Origin of the sequence: Bacteroides caccae, from assembly GCF_002222615.2 — a bacterium.
Classification (GTDB): Bacteria; Bacteroidota; Bacteroidia; order Bacteroidales; family Bacteroidaceae; genus Bacteroides; species Bacteroides caccae.
Window position 1 is genome coordinate 4200253 of the sequence record NZ_CP022412.2, and the last position, 23654, is coordinate 4223906.

Here is a 23654-nt window from a genome sequence, read left to right on the forward strand (position 1 = left end):
TTATGATTTGAACTTGTTGATACAGTCAATATAGGCTTCTACCGAAGCGGCGATAATATCCGTATTAGCTCCGAAACCATAATATATCTGGTTATCGTATTCCACCTGCATGTGAACTTTACCTACGTCATCACTTCCCTTGCTGATAGCCTGAATAGTAAATTCTTTCAGTGTCATGTGGCGGTCAACAATCTTCTTCAATGCTTTGATAGCAGCGTCCACCGGACCATTACCACTGGCACAAGCTTCAAACTTCTCACCGGAGATATTCAATCCGAGACTGGCTACCGAACGTACACCGACACCACTTGTCACCTGCAAATAATCCAACTTGATGCGATGATTCACACTGCGGTCGGCACCTGCCAATACCAGTATATCATCGTCGTTGATATCTTTCTTCTTATCAGCCAGCTTCAGGAATTCTTCGTAAACCTTATCCAGCTTATCCTGTTCCAAATTAACCCCCAAGATATTCAGGCGGTTCTTCAATGCAGCACGCCCGCTACGGGCAGTCAATACGATAGAGTTATCATCGATACCCACATCGTGCGGATCAATAATCTCATAGGTCTGTACATTCTTCAAGACACCGTCCTGATGGATACCGGAAGAGTGTGCAAAAGCATTCCGTCCGACAATCGCCTTATTCGGCTGTACCGGCATATTCATCAAACTGGATACCATGCGGCTTGTCGGATAAATCTTCTGGGTATTGATATTTGTCTGAATATCGATTTCGTGATGACTCTTGATAATCATAGCGATTTCTTCGAGTGCAGTGTTACCGGCACGTTCACCGATACCGTTAATTGTAACTTCCACCTGACGGGCACCGTTCAAGACACCTGCTATAGTGTTTGCAGTTGCCATACCCAAATCGTTGTGGCAATGAGTAGAGATAATTGCATTATCAATACCGTCTACATGGTCAATCAGGTATTTAATCTTGGCACCATATTCAGAAGGCAAACAGTAACCGGTCGTATCCGGAATGTTCACCACCGTAGCACCGGCTTTAATAACAGCTTCTACCACACGTGCCAGATATTCATTATCCGTACGGCCTGCATCTTCTGCATAAAATTCCACATCATCCACAAAACGACGCGCATATTTTACAGCAGCTACCGCACGTTCGATAATTTCTTCACGGTTCGAATTGAATTTGTATTTGATATGCGAATCAGAAGTTCCGATACCTGTATGAATCCGTTTGTGCTTAGCAAACTTCAATGCGTCTACAGCTACATCAATATCTTTTTGAACAGCACGGGTCAAGGCACAAATAGTAGGCCAGGTCACCGCTTTAGAAATCTCAATCACAGAATTAAAATCACCCGGACTTGAAATTGGGAATCCTGCTTCAATCACGTCTACTCCCAGAGCTTCCAATGCCTTCGCAACTTGAATCTTTTCTACTGTATTCAACTGACATCCCGGAACCTGTTCACCATCGCGAAGGGTGGTATCAAAAATAAATAACCTATTGTCCATCTTCTATTTATATTATATAATTATTAGCATTAAAAAAGCCTTTCACACATGGAAGTGAGAAAGGCTTTCGTATATCTTCATTATACACATTTACGCGTAGCACTCACTTCCACTAACCCTTGATAGTAGAATAATAATACCGCATAGTAGAATATGTATAAACATCTGATTCATCTTTTGTCTCTTTTATTAGTTTGACGGTGCAAAGGTATAGATAATTTCTTTACCACCAAATAATACGTTACTTTTTTATCATAAAAAACTTCATTTCATAAGTTAAAGGCAAATTTTATAAATAATGTATCACTTATAGAGGTAAGTTCCATTAAACAGAAAAAGGGAACGTCGTGTCTTATACACTTCGTCCCCTCTTTCGTTATCGTTCTAAGTCAATAGATTACTTCTTATTGCAGCATTCTTTCTTTTCTGCACAGTCTGCTTTCTTGTCGCAAGCAGTAGCGCAAGAATCTTTAGCCTGGCAGCAAGAATCAGCTTCTTCAACAACGGCAGCAGCTTCTACTGTTTCTACAGTTGTTTCTTCGCCTTCAGTAGCAGCATTATTAGTTTTGTTACCTGCACAAGACATCATTGCAAAGGAAAATGTTACTGCAACAGCAGCTAAAAATAGTTTCGTTTTCATACTCTTTAAATTTGCTTTAAACGTTGAATAAAATAATTGTCGGTGACAAATATAGCATAAATTTCCCAGACTACCAAAACAGATGAAGCCCCTCCGGTATTTCTACTGAAGGGGCTTCATAAAAAACGGCGGCTACCTACTCTCCCACTGTTACGCAGTACCATCGGCGTGACGAGGCTTAACTTCTCTGTTCGGAATGGGAAGAGGTGGAACCCTCGTGCTATAACCACCTGAAAAAGGTTATGACATGACGAAAAGTAAAATGAAAGACATTTGACAAGCTAAACGTATATAACAACCGTCCCGCAGAAAGAAAGTGGACGGGCAATTAGTAATGCTCGGCTATGATGTTACCACCTGTACACCTGCATCCTATCAACGTCATCGTCTTTGACGACCCTAAGAAATCTAATCTTGTGGCTGGCTTCGTACTTAGATGCTTTCAGCACTTATCCAATCCCGACTTAGATACCCAGCAATGCACCTGGCGGCACAACTGGTAAACCAGAGGTCAGTCCAACACGGTCCTCTCGTACTAGTGTCAGAGCCACGCAAATTTCATACGCCCACGATAGATAGAGACCGAACTGTCTCACGACGTTCTGAACCCAGCTCGCGTGCCACTTTAATGGGCGAACAGCCCAACCCTTGGGACCTTCTCCAGCCCCAGGATGTGACGAGCCGACATCGAGGTGCCAAACCCCTCCGTCGATATGAGCTCTTGGGAGGGATCAGCCTGTTATCCCCGGAGTACCTTTTATCCTTTGAGCGATGTCCCTTCCATGCGGAAACACCGGATCACTATGCTCTAGTTTCCTACCTGATCGACTTGTATGTCTCCCAGTCAAGCGCCCTTATGCCATTACACTCTACGGACGGTTACCAATCGTCCTGAGGGCACCTTTAGAAGCCTCCGTTACACTTTTGGAGGCGACCACCCCAGTCAAACTACCCACCAAACAGTGTCCCCGTTACAACGGGTTAGAACTCAAATAATCAAAGGGCCGTATTTCAACAGCGACTCCACACAAACTGGCGTCTGCGCTTCAAAGTCTCCGGCCTATCCTACACATCAATTACCCAAATTCAATGTTAAGCTATAGTAAAGGTTCACGGGGTCTTTTCGTCCCATCGCGGGTAATCGGCATCTTCACCGATACTACAATTTCACTGAGCTCACGGTTGAGACAGTGTCCAGATCATTACACCATTCGTGCAGGTCGGAACTTACCCGACAAGGAATTTCGCTACCTTAGGACCGTTATAGTTACGGCCGCCGTTTACTGGGGCTTCAATTCAATGCTTCTCTTGCGATGACATCTCCTCTTAACCTTCCAGCACCGGGCAGGTGTCAGGCTGTATACGTGATCTTTCAATTTGGCACAGCCCTGTGTTTTTGTTAAACAGTTGCCTGGACCTATTCTCTGCGCCCAACTCTCGTTGGGACCCTTTATCCCGAAGTTACAGGGTCAATTTGCCTAGTTCCTTAACCGTGAATCACTCAAGCGCCTTAGTATATTCAACCCGACTACGTGTGTCCGTTTGCGGTACGGGTACCTCAAGGATTAAGTTTAGCGGATTTTCTCGGGAGTATGTTTACACGCACTATTACCGTTTCCCGAAGGAATTGGTATACTATCAGGTTCGACTCTCGTGGTGGATTTGCCTGCCACAATCAACGTCTACACCCTTCAACGGACTATTCCGTCAGTCCGCGGCGTTGTCACGACTCCGTCTCCACGTCACTCCTTAAGGTAGTACAGGAATATTAACCTGTTCTGCCATCGGCCTCACCGTTCGGCTGAGCCTTAGGACCCGACTAACCCTGATCCGATTAGCGTTGATCAGGAAACCTTAGTCTTTCGGCGAGGGGGTTTCTCACCCCCTTTATCGTTACTTATACCTACATTTGCTTTTCCACACGCTCCAGCAAAGCTCACGCTTCACCTTCGACGCGGAGTGGAATGCTCCCCTACCGATCATTAATGATCCCATAGCTTCGGTAAGATACTTAATGCCCGATTATTATCCACGCCAAACTCCTCGACTAGTGAGCTGTTACGCACTCTTTAAATGAATGGCTGCTTCCAAGCCAACATCCTAGCTGTCTTAGCAATCTGACTTCGTTAGTTCAACTTAGTATCTATTTCGGGACCTTAGCTGATGGTCCGGATTCTTCTCCTTTAGGACATGGACCTTAGCACCCATGCCCTCACTCCTGTGATAGAACTAATGCGCATTCGGAGTTTATCAAGACTTGATAGGCGGTGAAGCCCTCGCATCTTATCAGTCGCTCTACCTCACATTAGTAACTCACAAGGCTGCACCTAAATGCATTTCGGGGAGTACGAGCTATCTCCAAGTTTGATTAGCCTTTCACCCCCACCCTCAGCTCATCCGGAAGCTTTTCAACGCTTATCGGTTCGGTCCTCCAGTTAGTGTTACCTAACCTTCAACCTGGCCAAGGGTAGATCACTTGGTTTCGCGTCTACTCCTTCCGACTTATCGCCCTGTTCAGACTCGCTTTCGCTTCGGCTACGGATCTCTAGATCCTTAACCTTGCCGGAAAAAGTAACTCGTAGGTTCATTATGCAAAAGGCACGCCGTCACAGCATAAGCTGCTCCGACCGCTTGTAGGCGCATGGTTTCAGGGACTATTTCACTCTTCTATTCGAAGTGCTTTTCACCTTTCCTTCACAGTACTGGTTCGCTATCGGTCTCTCGGGAGTATTTAGCCTTACCGGATGGTCCCGGCTGGTTCACGCAAGATTCCTCGTGTCCCGCGCTACTCAGGATACCACTACGCTTCGTTCAGCTTCGAATACCGGACTATCACCGTCTATGGTTTCATTTTCCAAAGAATTCTTCTCACTGAATGTCTTGCGACAACGTGGTCCTACAACCCCAATATTGCCGTAACAACATTGGTTTGGGCTAATCCCCGTTCGCTCGCCACTACTTGGGGAATCATTATTATTTTCTTTTCCTGCAGGTACTAAGATGTTTCAGTTCCCTGCGTTAGCCTCCTGCCAAGCAGGATGACATTCCTTCAGAATGTCGGGTTGTCCCATTCGGAAATCTTCGGATCAAAGGTTATTTGCACCTACCCGAAGCTTATCGCAGCTTATCACGTCCTTCATCGCCTCCGAGAGCCAAGGCATCCGCCATGCGCCCTTGCTTACTTTCTTTCAAACTGACTGCTCCGAAAACTATCCATTACTGAAATGGGAAAATATCGGAGAGAGTACGGTTTGATATATACTTTTAGCTCTTTACTTTTATTTTACTTTTTGTACATCATGTCAAAGATCGTTTCCCATTGCTGGGGATGTGGAGAATAACGGATTCGAACCGTTGACCCTCTGCGTGCAAGGCAGATGCTCTAGCCAGCTGAGCTAATCCCCCGTAAGAGTCGTTTCGGAGTAGTCCCAGGCAGAGTTGAACTGCCGACCTCTACATTATCAGTGTAGCGCTCTAACCAACTGAGCTATAGGACTAGTTCAACCGTGTCTGTCTTTAGACTCGGCTTCTGTTTTCTCTTGTTTATCTCTATCTATATTACTATAGATGGTTGATCTATATATTATAAATAAACAAGTACCAGTAGTACAATCGAAACAGAACCCGGTTCAATATTCCCCTAAAGGAAATGAACCATGAAGTCATTGTAACGACATCGCTCCAGAAAGGAGGTGTTCCAGCCGCACCTTCCGGTACGGCTACCTTGTTACGACTTAGCCCCAATTACCAGTTTTACCCTAGGACGCTCCTTGCGGTTACGTACTTCAGGTACCCCCGGCTTTCATGGCTTGACGGGCGGTGTGTACAAGGCCCGGGAACGTATTCACCGCGCCATGGCTGATGCGCGATTACTAGCGAATCCAGCTTCACGAAGTCGGGTTGCAGACTTCGATCCGAACTGAGAGAGGTTTTTGGGATTGGCATCCTGTCACCAGGTAGCGGCCTTCTGTACCCCCCATTGTAACACGTGTGTAGCCCCGGACGTAAGGGCCGTGCTGATTTGACGTCATCCCCACCTTCCTCACATCTTACGACGGCAGTCTCTCCAGAGTCCTCAGCATGACCTGTTAGTAACTGAAGATAAGGGTTGCGCTCGTTATGGCACTTAAGCCGACACCTCACGGCACGAGCTGACGACAACCATGCAGCACCTTCACAAATGCCTTGCGGCGTATGGGTTTCCCCATAATTCATTTGCAATTTAAGCCCGGGTAAGGTTCCTCGCGTATCATCGAATTAAACCACATGTTCCTCCGCTTGTGCGGGCCCCCGTCAATTCCTTTGAGTTTCACCGTTGCCGGCGTACTCCCCAGGTGGAATACTTAATGCTTTCGCTTGGCCGCTTACTGTATATCGCAAACAGCGAGTATTCATCGTTTACTGTGTGGACTACCAGGGTATCTAATCCTGTTTGATACCCACACTTTCGAGCATCAGCGTCAGTTACACTCCAGTGAGCTGCCTTCGCAATCGGAGTTCTTCGTGATATCTAAGCATTTCACCGCTACACCACGAATTCCGCCCACCTCTACTGCACTCAAGACTGCCAGTATCAACTGCAATTTTACGGTTGAGCCGCAAACTTTCACAACTGACTTAACAATCCGCCTACGCTCCCTTTAAACCCAATAAATCCGGATAACGCTCGGATCCTCCGTATTACCGCGGCTGCTGGCACGGAGTTAGCCGATCCTTATTCATATGGTACATACAAAAGTCCACACGTGGACCACTTTATTCCCATATAAAAGAAGTTTACAACCCATAGGGCAGTCATCCTTCACGCTACTTGGCTGGTTCAGACTCGCGTCCATTGACCAATATTCCTCACTGCTGCCTCCCGTAGGAGTTTGGACCGTGTCTCAGTTCCAATGTGGGGGACCTTCCTCTCAGAACCCCTATCCATCGTAGTCTTGGTGGGCCGTTACCCCCCCAACAAACTAATGGAACGCATCCCCATCTCATACCGAATTTCTTTAATATAAAACCCATGCGGGAAATATATGCTATCGGATATTAATCTTTCTTTCGAAAGGCTATCCCCGAGTATGAGGTAGGTTGGATACGTGTTACTCACCCGTGCGCCGGTCGCCAGCTTTGGTTTGCAAGCAAACCAAACTGATGCCCCTCGACTTGCATGTGTTAAGCCTGTAGCTAGCGTTCATCCTGAGCCAGGATCAAACTCTTCATTGTAAAAGTATTTTTTAATCGGCATGTGCCGGTTATAGCTCTGTTCAGGATGCCGTACAATTTATTGACTTCATTCTAAATACCTGTATCTATTACATATAGATAAACATAAATAACAGATTGTATTGACGGTTCTATCTTTTCTTGTACTACTTGTATTGTTTATCAATATTTCAAAGAACTTGTCGCTTCCGTTTCAAAAGCGGGTGCAAAGGTAAGAGGTTTATTTTTAACTACCAAACTTTTTCGGAAGTTTTTTTTTCAGTTTTTCTTTTTATCCGTTTCTCAGACTCTCTATGCGAAAGGGAAAGAATAAATAGAAAGAAGAACAAGCAAAACACCTTTTCTTTGCGAATCGGACTGCAAAGATAAGAACTTTTTTATTTATATTCCAAAACTTTTCGGAAGTTTTTTTGTTCTTGAGTCAAGCAGTCCTGCGCTTTGTCACTAAGTCATTTTCATCAAGGCTTTCTTCTCTCGGAAAGCGGGTGCAAAAGTACTCCCTTTCAGGATACAAAACAAATATATATCACTCTTTTTTCTGATTATTTTTTTATAATCTGACTAACTTGCTGATTGATAGGCTGCTTCAAGAACACCGCCGTTTCTATACAAGAAGCTACGAAGGGAAGAATACAAAACTATACACATTATTATATTTAAACGAGGGAGGAAAGCACTAAACAAAGAAACAAGTAATGCAGGCAGATTTATTCGGTACTAAAAAAAACAGGCCGGATATAAAAAGCGGGGAATTACCCATTCCGACATTTACATACCACCTACCCCTGAGGGGAATCATCCTTCCGGAAGGAGGAGAATAACGGATAATCGAAAAGACATGCTGTTCGTTCCACTACAGTGAACAGGACAGGACACTTCAGTGGAAAGAACCGGCCACCGGAGTGAAAAAGACCGGGCACCGGAGTGGAACAAAAGAGAGGATAGGGGAAAAGCACAAGGAGAAAGACGTAATATTAAAAAAACATGAACATAGCATATGGTATTAAAGGGAAGACTGCAGAAAAAGAAGCATATGGCAGGAGAAAAATATGGAGTAGAGAGAAGAAAGAACAGGAAAGGGGGCTATGAGAAATAACTCAATTATGAGGGAAAAAAACAGAAAAACTATGAGAAATAACTCTGTTCCTTTTTATTTCTCATAAATTAATTAATTGAGAATAAATTAGTTATACAAAAAACATGAGAATATGAGATATGAATCGGATAAAGCGTTGGCATTCCTTCCTTGTGTAATTGAAAATGCTTCCATTAATTGCCCTTTTCTATTTTCAGAAGCAATCAAATCCCCTGTATCATACCTAATAAGCGGCATATCAAAATTATGAAATGATGTTCCTACCAAATGTCCATCAACATTTTCCGTCAAACCATAGGAAAAAAAAGGTTTATATTGATTATTTTTTGATTCATCATAAGCCAAAAAACACATTTCACTATGTCCATACCAAGAAATCCAATCTAAATTCCAATGTTGTTTTATAATAATAAGAATAATGTATAAAAAGTCGATGCATCTCTTTGTGGAACATTATGAAATGGAAGAAGTGATGCAGGAAGAAACCTTGATGAGGGCGTTTCAGAGGTGGAGGAAGTTGGTGAGAGAGAATAAGAATAGTTACTAAATAAAAAAGAGAGAAGCAAAACAAAGCTTTAGTTGTTATTCATACATAAACATATTATATAGATTAAAAAGTCAATATCATGGAGAAAAATATTTTTAAGTTAGATAATGAACAGCTCAAAGCAATAGCCCGTTCATTTAAAGAAAAAGTAGAAAAAGGATTGAACACTGAAAACGCTGAAATCCAATGCATTCCTACCTTTATTACTCCGAAGGCTGACAATATCAACGGTAAATCACTTGTGCTTGATCTCGGAGGAACCAATTATCGGGTAGCACTCGTTGATTTCAGCAAATCGGTACCGGACATTCATCCCAACAATGGTTGGAAGAAAGATATGTCGATCATGAAATCGCTGGGGTATACCCAAGAGGAATTATTTAAAGAGTTGGCAGATATGATCACCGGAATAAAACGGGAGGAGGAAATGCCTATCGGCTATTGCTTTTCTTATCCGACCGAATCCGTGCCCGGCGGGGATGCAAAACTGCTGCGCTGGACAAAGGGAGTTGACATCAAAGAGATGATTGGAAAATATATCGGGAATCCCCTACTCAACTACCTGAATGAAAAGAATAAAATCAAGTTTACGGATATAAAAGTATTGAATGACACCGTAGCCAGTTTATTTGCAGGACTTACAGACAACAGTTATGATGCATATATAGGACTGATTGTAGGAACAGGCACTAATATGGCTACTTTCATCCCAGCCGACAAAATAAAAAAGCTGAATCCAGCGGATAATATTCAAGGCATGATTCCCGTCAATTTGGAATCCGGGAATTTTCATCCGCCATTTCTTACCGGAGTGGATAATACAGTCGATGTAATTTCCGGTAACCCCAGAAAACAACGTTTCGAGAAAGCAGTATCCGGTATGTATCTGGGAGATATTTTAAAAGCAACTTTTCCTTTAGAAGAATTTGAAGAAAAATTTGATGCGCAAAAACTTACCGCTATCATGAACTATCCGGATATATACAAGGATGTATATGTACAAGTGGCGCAATGGATATATACCAGATCGGCACAGTTGGTGGCCGCTTCAATTACAGGGCTTGTCATGTTGTTGAAATCATACAATAAAGATATACGTAGGATTTGCCTGGTGGCTGAAGGCAGTCTTTTCTGGAGTGAGAACAGAAAAGATAAGAATTATCACAGTATTGTTACAGAGGAATTAAAGGAGCTTTTCGACTTGTTCGGTTTGAAAGATGTTACAGTTGATATAAAAAGTATGAATAATGCGAATCTGATAGGTACAGCCATTGCGGCATTATCGTAACAAAGAAAATTCGGTGCTGTATCAAAGCCCTGATGCAGCACCGAATCTGTTTCAAACCATACCTATGACATAGCTTTTTATTATACCTTAAAACGGCTATTTTATTTGAAGTGCAAAACCTCCTCCGGGAGCCAGATGAATTTTCAACTTGCTATCCTTCTTTACAGAGAAAGATTCCCGTTTATAGTCACGTCCGACACGGTGAGCATTGACTCCGTCTTTAAATAAAGTGGCGTTATATGCCTTATCTCCCAAAAAAGAACAATCGACTTCGATATCCCTGGCCGTCCAATCAGTAATTCCGCCTATATACCAGACATCCCCTTTCCGGCGTGCAGTGACAATGTACTCTCCCATTTTACCGTCAAGCACAATGCTTTCATCCCATACAGTCGGAATGGCAGCTATGAAATCTGTTGATTCCGGCTCGCGCATATAGTTGCTCGGGTTATCACATAACATATTGAAAGGTGACTCGAACACCACATACAAAGCCAACTGCCGGCAACGTGTCCCCTGGCTCATCGGTTCTGAATTGCAAGGATAATAATTACCTTTCGAAGCATTCCTCATCGCGCCCTGTGTATAGTCCATAGGACCGGAAACCTGACGAATAAAAGGAATCATCACATCATATTTCACCTGATCGAGTGAAGCCGGGCTCCACTTCATCTGCTCCAGTCCGTTTACCCCTTCGAAGTTCAACACATTCGGATAAGTACGGTTCAGACCTGCCGGTTTGTGTGTGCCGTGCAAATCGAGGATCATCTTATATTTAGCACAAGTCTCGGCGGCCCGGTAGTTGAATGCGGTCATTTCCTGATCGTCACGGTCCATGAAGTCGACTTTGAAGCCTTTCACCCCCATTGCAGCATAATGACGGCAGACATTCTCCATATCACGTTCGAAAGCATAATAACCTGCCCAAAGAATGATACCTACATTTCTGTCAGCGGCATAATCTACCAACTCTTTCAAATCAATATCTTTCACCACCTGCATCAGGTCCGCCTTCAGATTGACCGCCCAACCTTCATCAAGTATCACATATTCTATACCCTTTGACGAAGCAAAATCAATATATGCTTTATAAGTAGCATTATTCACTCCGGTAGCGAAATCGACACTATCCAAGTTCCATGCGTTCCACCAATCCCAAGCCACTTTGCCGGGTTTGATCCATGAAAGATCCGACAAGCGTGAAGGCGCAGCCAGCAAATAGCTCAGATTACTTGACGCCAAGTCTTTATCGGAAGTAGTCACAATAGCCATGCGCCATGGGAAACTTCTGGGCTTATCCACCTTTGCTATATAATCCTCGCGTTCTGCCACCAACATCTGAAGTTTGTTATGTCCGCCCTGAACAGTACGCTTCGGATATGGAGCAAATTTGCCGCTCAACCGATTTTCACCTTTAGCAGCAGACAAGAAAAGCCCCGGATAATTCTCCAGATCGGACTCGGTAATACAAATCTTAACCCCATCACCGGCTTCCACCACTAGCGGCAGAAACATCAAACGCTTCTTATTTTGTTTAGACAGATTATTTGTAACATATGTATTTTCAAAAGAGTTGAAGAACTGAGATTCGTAATCACCGTCCTTTCCTCTATTCACATAAGGCACGGAAGCAACCGCATCAAACGGGAACTGATAGTCAACAATCTCATCCAGCACATTGAAAGGCTTTTTAGCCCGACTAACAAAGCGATAAACGATTCCGTCATCGTATGCTCGAAATTCCACATTCCAGTCTTTTTTAAACCGCAATGTCAGTTCATTATAATGATCTCTCAATTCATTGGCACGATAGAAGGGAGAAGACACCATACGATCAACACTTTTCCGGGAAGTACCGGACAATTTCGCTTTCTCACCCCATACTTCTCCGTTGTCCAACGACATGGCTATCGGCGAGGGAGCCAGAATCTGCCGTCCGTCACAAGTAATATCGTAAGTCAGTTGATCGCCTATGGTAATAGTAGTTTGCAGATTCCCGCCCGGAGAATTCAGAGTAAATTGCTTTTGTGCCTGTGCAGTAAATACACAACATACACACATTAGTAAGACTGTCAGTTTTTTCATGGTTTTAATTATAGTTATTATCAAATCAACAAAAGAACGGTACAAAAATAAAAATAATAAATTAGCAACCTACTATAATACTCCCTTAAAAACATTTTAATAGGAAAGGCTTTGAAAAAACTTTCTCGCTAAATTATGACATCATAGAATAAAAAGCTATTTTTACACCGTTTTTTAATTTTATCTTAAACTAATATTATGTACAAGATTTTTCATGGCTTCCATCTAGTGGAAGCTTATCAGGATTTAAAGAAAGCCAGACGGTTGGCAAAGAATCAGGCAGTGGCCAGATGTATTAAGTTAACCGTAGCTATTACCATTTCCCTTATTCTATGGCTCCTCCCTATCGACACATTTGGTATAGAAGGGTTAACCGTTATAGAACAAAGACTGATTTCTATCTTTATTTTTGCCACACTTATGTGGGTTTTCGAAGCTGTCCCTGCATGGACTACTTCCGTACTGATTGTCGTATTACTATTACTTACCGTTTCCGACAGCAGTTTATGGTTCCTCACTCAAGATATTCCAGCAGGAGAATTGGGACAGACAGTTAAATATAAGTCCATTATGCACTGCTTTGCCGATCCTATCATCATGTTATTTATCGGTGGATTCATACTTGCCATTGCTGCGACCAAAAGCGGTCTGGACGTATTGTTGGCACGTGTCATGTTACGCCCCTTCGGAACACAATCACGCTATGTATTATTAGGATTCATTCTTGTTACGGCTGCATTTTCAATGTTCCTCAGCAACACGGCTACAGCTGCCATGATGCTCACTTTCCTCACCCCTGTATTAAAGGCACTTCCGGCAGACGGCAAAGGAAAAATCGGTCTGGCCATGGCCATTCCCGTAGCTGCTAATGTAGGCGGTATGGGAACTCCTATCGGTACGCCACCCAACGCCATTGCACTAAAATACCTGAATGATCCGGAAGGGTTGAACTTGAATATCGGCTTCGGAGAATGGATGAGTTTTATGCTGCCTTACACCATTATCGTACTGTTTATTGCATGGTTTATTCTTTTGCGGTTGTTCCCTTTCAAACAAAAGAATATTGAATTACAAATTGAAGGCGAAGCAAAAAAGGACTGGCGTTCGGTCGTAGTTTATATTACTTTCGCCATCACGGTCGTATTATGGATGTTCGACAAGGTGACAGGAGTTAACTCCAACGTGGTAGCCATGATTCCGGTAGCCGTATTCTGTATAACAGGAGTTATCACCAAACGCGACCTGGAAGAAATCAGCTGGAGCGTACTCTGGATGGTAGCCGGCGGCTTCGCACTAGGGGTTGCCTTACAGGAAACCGGACTCGCCAAACACATGATCGAAGCAATCCCATTCAACACATGGCCTCCTGTATTAATGATTGTCGGCTCCGGACTGATTTGTTACGCCATGGCAAACTTCATCTCACACACGGCGACTGCCGCATTGCTCGTTCCCATTCTTGCCATTGCGGGAAGCAGTATGCGTGAGAACCTGTCTTCGCTGGGAGGTGTAGAAACTTTATTGATCGGAGTGGCAATCGGTTCATCATTAGCAATGATATTGCCTATCAGTACTCCGCCCAACGCTTTGGCACATGCCACAGGCATGATCCAACAAAAGGATATGGAGAAAGTCGGTATAATCATGGGAATTATCGGACTGATACTTGGATATACCATGTTGATTATACTTGGTTCTAATAAGATGTTATAAATTTAAGTACCCCTTTTCCATAAAATTAAGACATAGAAAAAGCCCTGTGAGAACCAATCATTCTTACAGGGCTTTTTACTAGTCAGTCTTGCTCTGAAGACTGAGAATGTATCTTCTCCGCCTCTACATACTTACTCGGACTTACTCCATAATACTTTTTAAATACCTCACGGAAATATTTCGCATCCGAGAATTCGACCTTGTCGGCAATCTCCGTTATTGTATATTCACCCTGCTTCAGCAACTGTGCAGCATGTTGCAAACGTATCAGCCGGATATAATCAGCCGGAGCATAGCCGGTCAATGCCTTGAGTTTGTTGAAGAAGCTCGTACGACTCATATAATGCAGGTTGCTGAGCATTTCCACATTAAAGTCCGAATCCCCCATGTTCTTCTCTATACATTCCTTGACAGAAGCAATGAATTTCCAGTCTAAGGTATTAGTGCAATTAACCGGAAAATTCGGTTCTTCATCTTCGATACTATTATAAACCCGGCGGAGCAAAGCACGATTTGTTAGTATGTTCTTAATCGTTGCTTTGAGTATCCCCACACTAAAAGGTTTGGTAATATAAGCATCCGCTCCGATTTCCAATCCTTCGAGCATATGTTTCTCATCCCCCAGCGCAGTCAGCAAAACAACCGGAATATGAGACATCTCAAGATCCCCCTTTATAGTTGCACAAAGTTCATCTCCACCCATCTCAGGCATCATTATATCGGATATGACGAGATCCGGATTAAATTCCCGGATTATAATAAGAGCCTCCTTTCCATTCGGACAGGACTGGATATTATAACCCGTCCGAAGCATATCCACCAGATAATTACGCAAATCATCATTATCCTCCACTATCAAAATACGCTGCAAGGAACTGTTGATCTGGGCTATCTCCATATCCGGCAATCCCGGCGTATCACCTGTTACAATAGTCTCCAAACGTTCATCCGGTGTTTTGGGAGAGATAAATTTTGCTTTATGGAAATGGCTATTTCCTTTCGGAAAAGTAATCCGTACACAAGTTCCTTGATTTTCAGCACTCTGAATCTGAATCTTACCTTTATGTAACTTAACCAGTTTGTATACCAGCATCAGTCCGATTCCGCTACCTGTCACCTTCAGATTAACGACATTACTACCCCGAAAATAGTTTCTGAACAATTTCTTCTGTTCACACGTTGGAATACCGATTCCCGTATCTTTCACCTCAATACTCCAACTATTTCCTTCCTCGGAAGCGTAAATACACACACTACCGTCTTCAGGTGTATATTTCAATGCATTTGAGAGAATATTCTTCAGAATAGAGCCCATTTTGTCACTATCAAACCACACACTCAAATAGTCAAAATTGCTTTCATAAACAAACCTTACATGCTTCATCTCGGCATATTTGCGGAAAGTGGCGCAAACATCATTCATATAAGTATTCAACTCATACTCAGAAACATAAAGAGTGGAAGAGTAGACATCTATCCGTTCGAAATTTATCAGGTTGGTTGTCAACTGAAGTAATGTATTCACATTTTTAAGAGCCATATTTATATGAGGTAGTGCCTGTTCAGCCCCCATGCGATTTTCCAAGACTTCCTCCAATGGAGCTTTTATCAATGTTAACGGTGTACGTATGTCGTGTGCCGTATTAATGAAGAACCGTGTTTTTTCGTCCGACACCTTCTTCTGTTTATGCAACATGATGATACGGAATATAATACCCATAACCAACACCAACAGGATTACATATCCCACCATAGCCCATACACTGGCCCATACAGGAGGCGTTATAATAATCTGAATGCTTCTTGTCTCATAAGTCTTATATTTTTCTTCATTGGATACGGCACGAATTTGTAATGTATAACTACCGGGAGGTAGATTTCTGATGATAATCCGGTTATCCTGACTCGGACGGCTCCACTCTTTATGATAACCATCGATTTTCCATGAAAAAAGAATATTGGAAGGATAATCATAGTTGATAGAAGCTACATCAAGAGAAAACGTGTTTTGTCCGTAAGCTAGTTCCAGCCGGTCAGTTTCGTCAATATCCTTTTCCAAAGGTGATCCTTCATCACCCGGGTAAACAGGATGATAAGCTATCATAAAATCACGCAATAGCAAACGCGAATAATGTGGCTCCGGTATCTGTATGTCTGTTGGAAATTTGACAGCACCGTCATTTCCCCCGAAAACAAGCGCACTTTTGTTATAGGTCGTAGCAGAGCCTGCATTAAAATTAACACTCATCAATCCTTGTTCCCGTGTCCAGTTACGAAAGAAGTGCTCCTCAGGTGAATAAATCGTTATGCCATTTTCCGTACCCATCAGGAGACTCCCGTCCTGACGCGGAAGAATTGTATAAATATTATCGGAGATCAGCGCACAGTTGTCACTTCGGTACTGATAAATAAAGTTCTTCTTATTAATGTCATAAACAAGAAGTCCGGCTCCACGGGTACCAATATACAAAATTCCGTCTTCTCTTTGGTATAATGCGCATATATAGAGAGATTCAACAGGCAGGTCAATATACCTGTAAACTCCGGATTGTTTGTCAAGCAGATAGAGCCCCATTCGGGTACCAATCCACATCTGCCGGGAATCCTTCTCCTGAATGGTAGTGATAGAGTTTACTCCCGGATATAAACGCACACTTTTAGTCTCAAGATTGATGCGTTTCAAATGATAATACCCTCCGGACCATATATCACCGCCCGAGTCTTTTTTTATGTCAAAAATATATTGATCGGGCCGTACCCCTGCAATAGCAGCAGGAGAAAGGTAACTTATCTTAAACCCCTTCTTCTTTTCTATCTTGTAAATACCTGATGTAAAACCGCCCGCCCATATCACACCGGGAGAGACTTCACACAACGCTAAGAAAATGTGATTTTCATCATCAGGTACCGGATCAAAAGAACTGAAAAAAGAACGCCATTCTTTTGTATCAGTCTGATAGATACTGATACCGTTACTGGTTGCAAACCAAAGGTCGCCATCACTGTCCTCCAATACATCATGAACCTGATCGTTCACCAGTGAGCGGCTATTGCCAAGAGAATGCCTTATCAAGTCATAACTTCCATAACGGTTGTTACGAACGGTAATACCGGTAGGATAATTGGCAAGCCAGATACGTTCTTCTTCATCTACATAGATATCATTGATATTGTTTCCGTTCATCCCGTTATAACTACTATAATTGGCAGTTATATAGGGCTCACTCATACAGGTATTCACATCCAGTTTATATACACCTTTTCCACCCGTAGCTACCAAAAGCTCATGAGCGTTCAAAGCAACTATCTGGTTTATCTCTACATTATTGGGTGATTGACAGGGAATGATTTTCCCTGTCCCCTCCATGTCATATATAAGTACACCCTCTTTGTAGCTTCCTATAAACAGTTGTTTTGAGACGGCATGATAATAGAGTTCATGCACTGGTGTACTGATACTTTCCACCGTTTCATCGGATAGCAGTTTCAATCTCCCATCTCCTATTCCGGCACGAAACAGACCGCTTCCCGTACCAATAAAAAAATGGTTACCATCCGCCTGTTCAATGGTAGTTATTTCACCAATAGCCGGCGCCGGCATATGTGTCGTTGTTCCGGTACGAATATTATACCAGATAATACTATCTTTACAGCATAACCATATACGGTCACTCTTGTCCAAATAACCGTAATTCAGAAATGCCTGCGACTTATTTCTAATCAACTCCGGATGCACATAAACCAGTTCGAATTTATCATGTTGCAAATCGTACCTGAAAATACGACCTTTCTGACCGATTACCCATAATACATTTTCGCTGTCCATGTAGAGCCAGTTTAAGGCAATACGTGAATCCAGTTTCATACTGTCGTCCGAAAAGTTGTAATGCTTGATATGTTTGCCATCATAACGGTCTATCCCCTCCTGAGTCAGAAACCACATATACCCCCGTTGATCCTTTTGGATATGGTATATTTTTTGGTTATTCAAACCGTCCTCCAGACCTATATACTTATAAATCTGCCCTTTACTTACAGTACTACTTATGAGAAGAAGCACAAAAAACAAACATCTTCCCATTTTTACAAAACCATTCATGTCTTTCACAAATATTCAAAAATACCCTGCAAAAATATGAAAAAATTAATTAAAACACAAGATATAAATGTATTCATATTTCAATCAGTAATCATCATTAATTTTTCATATCCTCAGTTTTTAGTTTGTGGAAGAATATATCATAAATGAAAATGGGGAGAGAGTATTTTTCCTCCAATTAATTTGCATCTTTCAATATATTATCCGAATATTGCAGAGATGAAAAAGCACACTATGAATCCAGTTGATGAAAAAATCATAATAAAAAAGCTAAAGGCAGGAGACAACGAGGCATACAAGTATTTGTATGACTATCATTATGTTGCTCTCTGCAAACTTAGTTATTATATGCTGAAGGATAAAATACAAGCAGAAAGTATAGTCAGTGATGTTATTTTTCACTTATGGGAGATTAGGGAGAATCTGGAACTTGTTCCTCCTCTACGTAATTACTTAATTATAGCCGTACGTAATAAATGCCTGAATTATCTGGCTCTCAAACAACAAGAAGTGGAAATCCGTTTTTCTGTTATGGAACGGGCAGGAATCCAACTGCAAAATATCATCCCAGACAATCAGCAACCTCTAGGGACGCTAATAAAGAAAGAACTGGAACATAAAATTCAGGAAGTGATTCAAAAACTTCCCCCTGTCTGCAAGCAGGTATTTATGATGAGCCGCTTCCGAGAGATGAGCTACGAAGAAATTTCTCAGGAACTTGACATCTCCGTCAATACGGTTAAATATCACATAAAGAACGCATTAGTAGTACTCAAGAAAGAATTTGGAACTTTTTTATGCATTTTTCTCGCTTTTTACCCTACCCTCTTATTCTAAAAAACTGTAGTATATATAAAGGCAATCATTATTTATGGATGAACAATCACTACATACAGACACAGTCCACGATTGGATTACCGGATATCTGACCAATAGCCTGACACCGGAAGAAATGCAATCATTTCAAGAATGGCTGAATGCCTCGGAAGAAAACAGAAAATATTTCTCCGATATACAGGAGGTATGGATAGCCGCCTCGAATGAGGCAGACGATGTTCATAGCTTCAACAAAGACAGAGCTTATCAACTATTCCTGAGACGAACCGGAGAAACTACCCAACAAGGTATCAATAAACGCAAGGCTTTCCAACTTCGCCCATGGATGTATGCTGCCGCGATGACTATCATTGTCTTTATTTGCGGAACGATTGCTTTCCAGACAGGAAAGAGTGTTATCCGCAAGCAGTTAACCCAAATTTCCATTGAAGCCCCATACGGCTCAAAAACCAAATTATATCTTCCGGACGGGACGCTGGTCTGGCTCAATGCCGGTTCGAAGATGAGTTATGCGCAAGACTTCGGTATCAACGAACGGGCACTGAATCTTACCGGAGAAGCTTATTTCGAAGTAACCAAGAATAAACATATTCCTTTTAAAGTACATACTGATGAACTGGACGTAAAGGTATTAGGAACCAAATTCAATTTCAGAAATTATCAGGATGATCTGGAAGCGAAAGTTTGTTTGCTCGAAGGTAAAGTGGCTCTCAGCACCCAACAAAAGGAAACGATACTTCACCCGGATCAGCAAGCCCTATTAGACAAGAAGACCGGAAAATTATTGATTTCAAATACTAAAGCTGCTTACAGTGCCGAATGGACAAACGACCGTCTCTATTTCGACGAAGCGCTGCTCCCCGATATTGTGAAGGAACTGGAAAGAAGCTACAACATAAAAATCACTATTGCAGACGCTGCTCTAAACTCCGTCCGTTTCTATGGTAATTTCCGCAGAAGGGAACAGAGTATCCGGGAAATTATGGATGTACTATCATCTACCGATAAAATGACTTATACCATTGAAGGAAAAAATATTGTGATCACACTTCCTGAATGAGACTGAATGTTAAACCTTTTAAAACTTAAAAGAATATGAAAAGCAACTTTGAAAAAACATGATTTTACTCTCCCTGATAGAAATAAAAAAAGGTCAGGTTCCTTTCCAACCCCTGACCCCTTTTGACTTTCTGTCTTAAAAGCCACAGTGACTTTATTGATGAAAGTTTAGGCAAATATAAATAAAATCCTAAACTTCTCATCCTATTTATCAATTATTTATTCATTGACTTATGAAAACTAATAAAAAAGTTTTTTTCATGGTCCTGCTCATGCTATGTCTTCATCTGAACTCATTTGCACAGCATATCAGTATGCAGTTGAAGAACGTGACTGTAAAACAGGCCATTGAAACCATACAGAAGCAAAATGGATATTCATTTACATTTGCGGCAAGCGATCTGAATACCCAGAAGATTATTACGGTAACAGCAAGGAACCTACCCATAGAGAAGGTAGTGGAACAGATTTTAATAGGACAAAATGTTAGTTATACAGTTCAAGGTAAAGACATCATTATAAAAAAGAAAAGTAACCAAGCCACACAACAGAAGAAAAAAAGTACAATCAGCGGAATCATCACAGACAATTACGGGGAACCGATCATCGGTGCCAATATCAAAGAAAAAAATGGTACAAATGGGACTATCTCCGATATTGACGGAAAGTTTCAGCTCACTGTTGACGAAGGTAGCAGCGTACAAATATCTTACCTGGGATATCTGACGCAGGAAGTGAATACCAGGAACAAAACGCATCTGGCTATCTCAATGAAAGAAGACGCGCAGGCGTTGGATGAAGTTGTCGTTGTAGGGTACGGAACGATGAAGAAAAGAGACCTGACCGGTGCCATTTCTTCTATCAAAATGGATGAAACTCCCGTGCAGACCTTCACGACGGTCAGCCATGCGTTAGCCGGAAAAGCAGCAGGTCTGCAAGTAGTGCAGACGAGTGCACAGGTAGGCGGCGGCAGTAGTTTCAATATACGTGGAGCAGCCTCTGTCGGCGCCGGGAACGATCCGCTTATCATCATTGACGGTTTTCCCGTTTCTTCCAGTTCTACGCTTGGTTCGGGCAATCGTTACGAAGCGGGGCAAACCGATAATATTCTCGAATCTATCAATCCGAATGACATTGAGTCGATAGAGGTTCTGAAAGACGCCAGCTCTACCGCTATTTACGGTGCAAGGGCCGGACACGGTGTGATTATCGTTACTACCAAACGGGGAAAAGAAGGAAAAGCAAGCGTCAACTACTCAGCCAATGTCTCTGTGCAAAGAATGAAAAACTCATTCAAGATGTTGAACGGGCAGGACTATATGTATCAGACCAACCGATATTATCACGAGCTATGGCTGAAAGAAAAAGGAGAAGGCATTTACGAGGATTATATGATTCCGAATGATGATGCGGCGGACTTTAAGCCCAGATACTCGAACGACCAGATACTCAACGCGCCGACAGTTCCTTGGTTTGACGAAATCACACGCACCGGACTTATGCACCAGCACAATATTTCTATAAACGGAGGAACGGAAAAGACAAAATATATGGCTTCTATCAACTACCTCAACCACTCCGGTGTAGTGAAAAATAATGACATGGAGCGCTTCACTGCAAAAATAAATCTGGACCAGCAGATTTCCAAGTACGTAAAGGCCGGATTGTCTTTCAATATTAGCCGTAATAACTACGATAATGTACCTTTGGGAAACGGCGAGAATGAAAATTCCGGTATCATTACTGCTGCTGTTGCTTTCAACCCGACTGTTCCCGTCAGAGATGAAAAAGGAAATTATTCGACCAATCCTCAGATGCCTCAACTCCCGAACCCGGTGTCTCTCCTCGAAATTAATGATAAAACTGTAAAGGAACGATTGTTGGGTTCGGCTTATATAGAAGTGGAACCCATCAAGGGACTAAAACTAAAAGCCAATTTGGGTATCGACCGAAAATATCAGAAACGAAAAACTTATCTTCCGAAAACCACTCAATACGGGGCGGCAGTCAACGGTCAGGCATATTTAGCCCAGGAAGATAACAACGACTATTTAATGGATCTGACAGCCAATTATCAAAAAATATTTGGTGAACATAGTTTCAATGTTCTTTTCGGTTATTCCTATCAGAAGTTCAACACCGAAGGAATGAGTGCAGGTAATCAAGATTTTATCAATGATTCATTCCTATACAATAATCTGGGAGCAGGAAACTATAGTCGACCGCCGGTAGGTTCGTACGCTTCGGTAAGCAGCTTGAGTTCTTACTTCGGACGTTTCAATTATTCGTGGAAAGAAAAATACCTGCTCACTGCCACCATTCGTGCCGACGGCGCCTCCAACTTTGCCAAAGGACATCAATGGGGTTATTTCCCTTCCGTATCCGCCGGCTGGCGCTTCTCCGAAGAAAAATTTATCAAGAGCTCTTCCTCTGACTTTCTTTCGAATGGTAAACTACGCTTAAGTTGGGGACAAACCGGTAATTATAATGTAGGCAACGGAGCTCTCGACTATTATGGAGCAGACCCGTGGTATGGCAGCCAATTCGGTGATTCACAGCACGTAGGTATCTATGTATCACAATTAGGTAACCCGAACCTGACATGGGAAACGACAACCGAATTTAATATCGGTCTGGACTTGGGATTTTTCAACAATCGGATTAACCTGACTGCCGAATATTTCCAGCGTACGATCTCCGATTTGCTGGTGAAGAACAAAACGATTCCCCATTATAATGAAGTGAAAACCATTGCAGCCAACATTGGTTCGACTCAAAGTAACGGTGTAGAACTGACTCTGAACACGCAAAATATACAGACTAAACAGTTTACATGGAGTACTGATTTAACTTTCTCAACGTATAACGACCGTTGGAAAGAACGAGATCCGAACTGGAAACCTGCTGCCTATCAGAAGGAACAAGACCCGATTCGCGGAGTCTTTGCCTATGTAGCCGACGGACTGTTACAACCTGGTGAGGAAGCCCCCGCCCACCAGCCGCAACTTCTTCCCGGACAAGTGAAACTCAAGAATATAAATGGAGATGATAAACTGAATGAGGAAGATATGGTCTTAATCGGACGCAATGACCCCAAATTCATTTTCGGTTTCAACAACAATTTTTCTTATAAGAATTTCGACCTTAATATATATATGTATGGACAGGTAGGTAAAATTGCCGGAGCAAACAGTTATTACGACGCCTGGGGATCTTACGGAAACCGCATCAAACTGGGACAGAATGTACCTGTCTCTTTCAAGGATGCCTGGAGTTCGGACAACCAGACAAGTACACGCCCCAGCTTCATCGAGTCGGCTTATGGTACCGGTGATCTGTTCCTCCAGAAAATTTCATTCCTGCGTATCAGAAATATCACATTAGGCTACACCGTACCAATCAGTAAAAGTATCTGTAACCGACTGCGAGTATATGCTGACGTCAACAATCCATGTGTATGGACCAACTGGAAAGGCCAAGATCCGGAAACGGACAGTAACACGAATGCATATCCCAACGTCACTAGTTTTAGTATCGGAGTAGATATTTCATTCTAAATAAACCTAAAAAGAATTGAAC

11 protein-coding genes, 2 tRNA genes and 3 rRNA genes are annotated in these 23654 nt (G+C 42.5%); 6 read left to right on the top strand and 10 right to left on the bottom strand.

Annotated features, from left to right (window positions below):
* The 8 genes from CGC64_RS17200 to CGC64_RS17240 all read right to left on the bottom strand — a co-directional run bounded on the left by CGC64_RS17200 (position 1) and on the right by CGC64_RS17240 (position 8792).
* Positions 1–1497: a 2-isopropylmalate synthase gene (locus CGC64_RS17200; RefSeq protein ID WP_005679676.1), complete on the bottom strand. Its 1497-nt coding sequence runs from the start codon at positions 1495–1497 to the stop codon at positions 1–3.
* Positions 1498–1894: 397 nt separating this feature from the next.
* The gene (locus CGC64_RS17205) at positions 1895–2137 is read right to left on the bottom strand and encodes a hypothetical protein (RefSeq protein WP_022041409.1); all 243 of its coding nucleotides are present in this window, start codon (positions 2135–2137) and stop codon (positions 1895–1897) included.
* 123 nt (positions 2138–2260) lie between these two features.
* Positions 2261–2371: ribosomal RNA gene (gene rrf, locus CGC64_RS17210) — 5S ribosomal RNA — on the bottom strand.
* A gap of 74 nt (positions 2372–2445) precedes the next feature.
* Positions 2446–5325: ribosomal RNA gene (locus CGC64_RS17215) — 23S ribosomal RNA — on the bottom strand.
* Positions 5326–5468: 143 nt separating this feature from the next.
* Positions 5469–5542: transfer RNA gene (locus CGC64_RS17220), tRNA-Ala, on the bottom strand.
* 18 nt (positions 5543–5560) lie between these two features.
* Positions 5561–5634 (bottom strand) — tRNA-Ile (locus CGC64_RS17225).
* A gap of 188 nt (positions 5635–5822) precedes the next feature.
* Positions 5823–7351 (bottom strand): 16S ribosomal RNA (locus CGC64_RS17230).
* The 16S, 23S and 5S rRNA genes sit together here with 2 tRNA genes alongside, the layout of an rRNA operon.
* 1183 nt (positions 7352–8534) lie before the next feature.
* The gene (locus CGC64_RS17240) at positions 8535–8792 is read right to left on the bottom strand and encodes a hypothetical protein (RefSeq protein ID WP_032838577.1); all 258 of its coding nucleotides are present in this window, start codon (positions 8790–8792) and stop codon (positions 8535–8537) included.
* 73 nt (positions 8793–8865) lie between these two features.
* Here CGC64_RS17240 and CGC64_RS19270 point away from each other — a divergent pair, with 73 nt between their 5' ends.
* Both CGC64_RS19270 and CGC64_RS17245 read left to right on the top strand, forming a co-directional pair.
* Complete coding sequence (locus CGC64_RS19270; protein WP_005679582.1) at positions 8866–8994, top strand: hypothetical protein; 129 nt, start codon at positions 8866–8868, stop codon at positions 8992–8994.
* Positions 8995–9073: 79 nt separating this feature from the next.
* Positions 9074–10282, top strand: a complete 1209-nt coding sequence (locus tag CGC64_RS17245; protein ID WP_005679581.1) for a hexokinase family protein — start codon at positions 9074–9076, stop codon at positions 10280–10282.
* A 96-nt stretch (positions 10283–10378) separates the two neighbouring features.
* Here the strand turns inward: CGC64_RS17245 and CGC64_RS17250 are convergent, their stop codons facing one another.
* Entirely contained in the window at positions 10379–12367 is a 1989-nt protein-coding gene (locus CGC64_RS17250) for a glycoside hydrolase family 97 protein (protein WP_005679579.1), read from the bottom strand.
* A gap of 198 nt (positions 12368–12565) precedes the next feature.
* Here CGC64_RS17250 and CGC64_RS17255 point away from each other — a divergent pair, with 198 nt between their 5' ends.
* Entirely contained in the window at positions 12566–14080 is a 1515-nt protein-coding gene (locus tag CGC64_RS17255) for an SLC13 family permease (RefSeq protein ID WP_005679578.1), read from the top strand.
* Between the two features lie 82 nt (positions 14081–14162).
* On the opposite strand, the gene CGC64_RS17260 is transcribed toward CGC64_RS17255, so the two are convergent.
* Complete coding sequence (locus CGC64_RS17260) at positions 14163–18179, bottom strand: hybrid sensor histidine kinase/response regulator transcription factor (protein ID WP_005679577.1); 4017 nt, start codon at positions 18177–18179, stop codon at positions 14163–14165.
* 234 nt (positions 18180–18413) lie between these two features.
* Between CGC64_RS17260 and CGC64_RS17265 the strand changes: the two genes are divergently transcribed.
* The 3 genes from CGC64_RS17265 to CGC64_RS17275 all read left to right on the top strand — a co-directional run bounded on the left by CGC64_RS17265 (position 18414) and on the right by CGC64_RS17275 (position 23632).
* A complete protein-coding gene (locus CGC64_RS17265; RefSeq protein ID WP_032855576.1) occupies positions 18414–19016 on the top strand; it encodes an RNA polymerase sigma-70 factor in 603 nt (200 codons plus the stop codon).
* A 34-nt stretch (positions 19017–19050) separates the two neighbouring features.
* Entirely contained in the window at positions 19051–20076 is a 1026-nt protein-coding gene (locus tag CGC64_RS17270; RefSeq protein ID WP_005679575.1) for a FecR family protein, read from the top strand.
* 232 nt (positions 20077–20308) lie between these two features.
* The gene (locus CGC64_RS17275; protein WP_005679574.1) at positions 20309–23632 is read left to right on the top strand and encodes a TonB-dependent receptor; all 3324 of its coding nucleotides are present in this window, start codon (positions 20309–20311) and stop codon (positions 23630–23632) included.
* The last annotated feature ends 22 nt before the right edge of the window (positions 23633–23654 follow it).

What these genes read in the sequence shown, in the direction of transcription:
- CGC64_RS17200 (WP_005679676.1), bottom strand. Translation starts at nt 1,497, where the DNA reads ATGGACAATAGGTTATTTATTTTTGATACCACCCTTCGCGATGGTGAA.
- CGC64_RS17205 (WP_022041409.1), bottom strand. Translation starts at nt 2,137, where the DNA reads ATGAAAACGAAACTATTTTTAGCTGCTGTTGCAGTAACATTTTCCTTT.
- CGC64_RS19270 (WP_005679582.1), top strand. Translation starts at nt 8,866, where the DNA reads ATGTATAAAAAGTCGATGCATCTCTTTGTGGAACATTATGAAATGGAA.
- CGC64_RS17245 (WP_005679581.1), top strand. Translation starts at nt 9,074, where the DNA reads ATGGAGAAAAATATTTTTAAGTTAGATAATGAACAGCTCAAAGCAATA.
- CGC64_RS17250 (WP_005679579.1), bottom strand. Translation starts at nt 12,367, where the DNA reads ATGAAAAAACTGACAGTCTTACTAATGTGTGTATGTTGTGTATTTACT.
- CGC64_RS17255 (WP_005679578.1), top strand. Translation starts at nt 12,566, where the DNA reads ATGTACAAGATTTTTCATGGCTTCCATCTAGTGGAAGCTTATCAGGAT.
- CGC64_RS17260 (WP_005679577.1), bottom strand. Translation starts at nt 18,179, where the DNA reads ATGAATGGTTTTGTAAAAATGGGAAGATGTTTGTTTTTTGTGCTTCTT.
- CGC64_RS17265 (WP_032855576.1), top strand. Translation starts at nt 18,414, where the DNA reads ATGAATCCAGTTGATGAAAAAATCATAATAAAAAAGCTAAAGGCAGGA.
- CGC64_RS17270 (WP_005679575.1), top strand. Translation starts at nt 19,051, where the DNA reads ATGGATGAACAATCACTACATACAGACACAGTCCACGATTGGATTACC.
- CGC64_RS17275 (WP_005679574.1), top strand. Translation starts at nt 20,309, where the DNA reads ATGAAAACTAATAAAAAAGTTTTTTTCATGGTCCTGCTCATGCTATGT.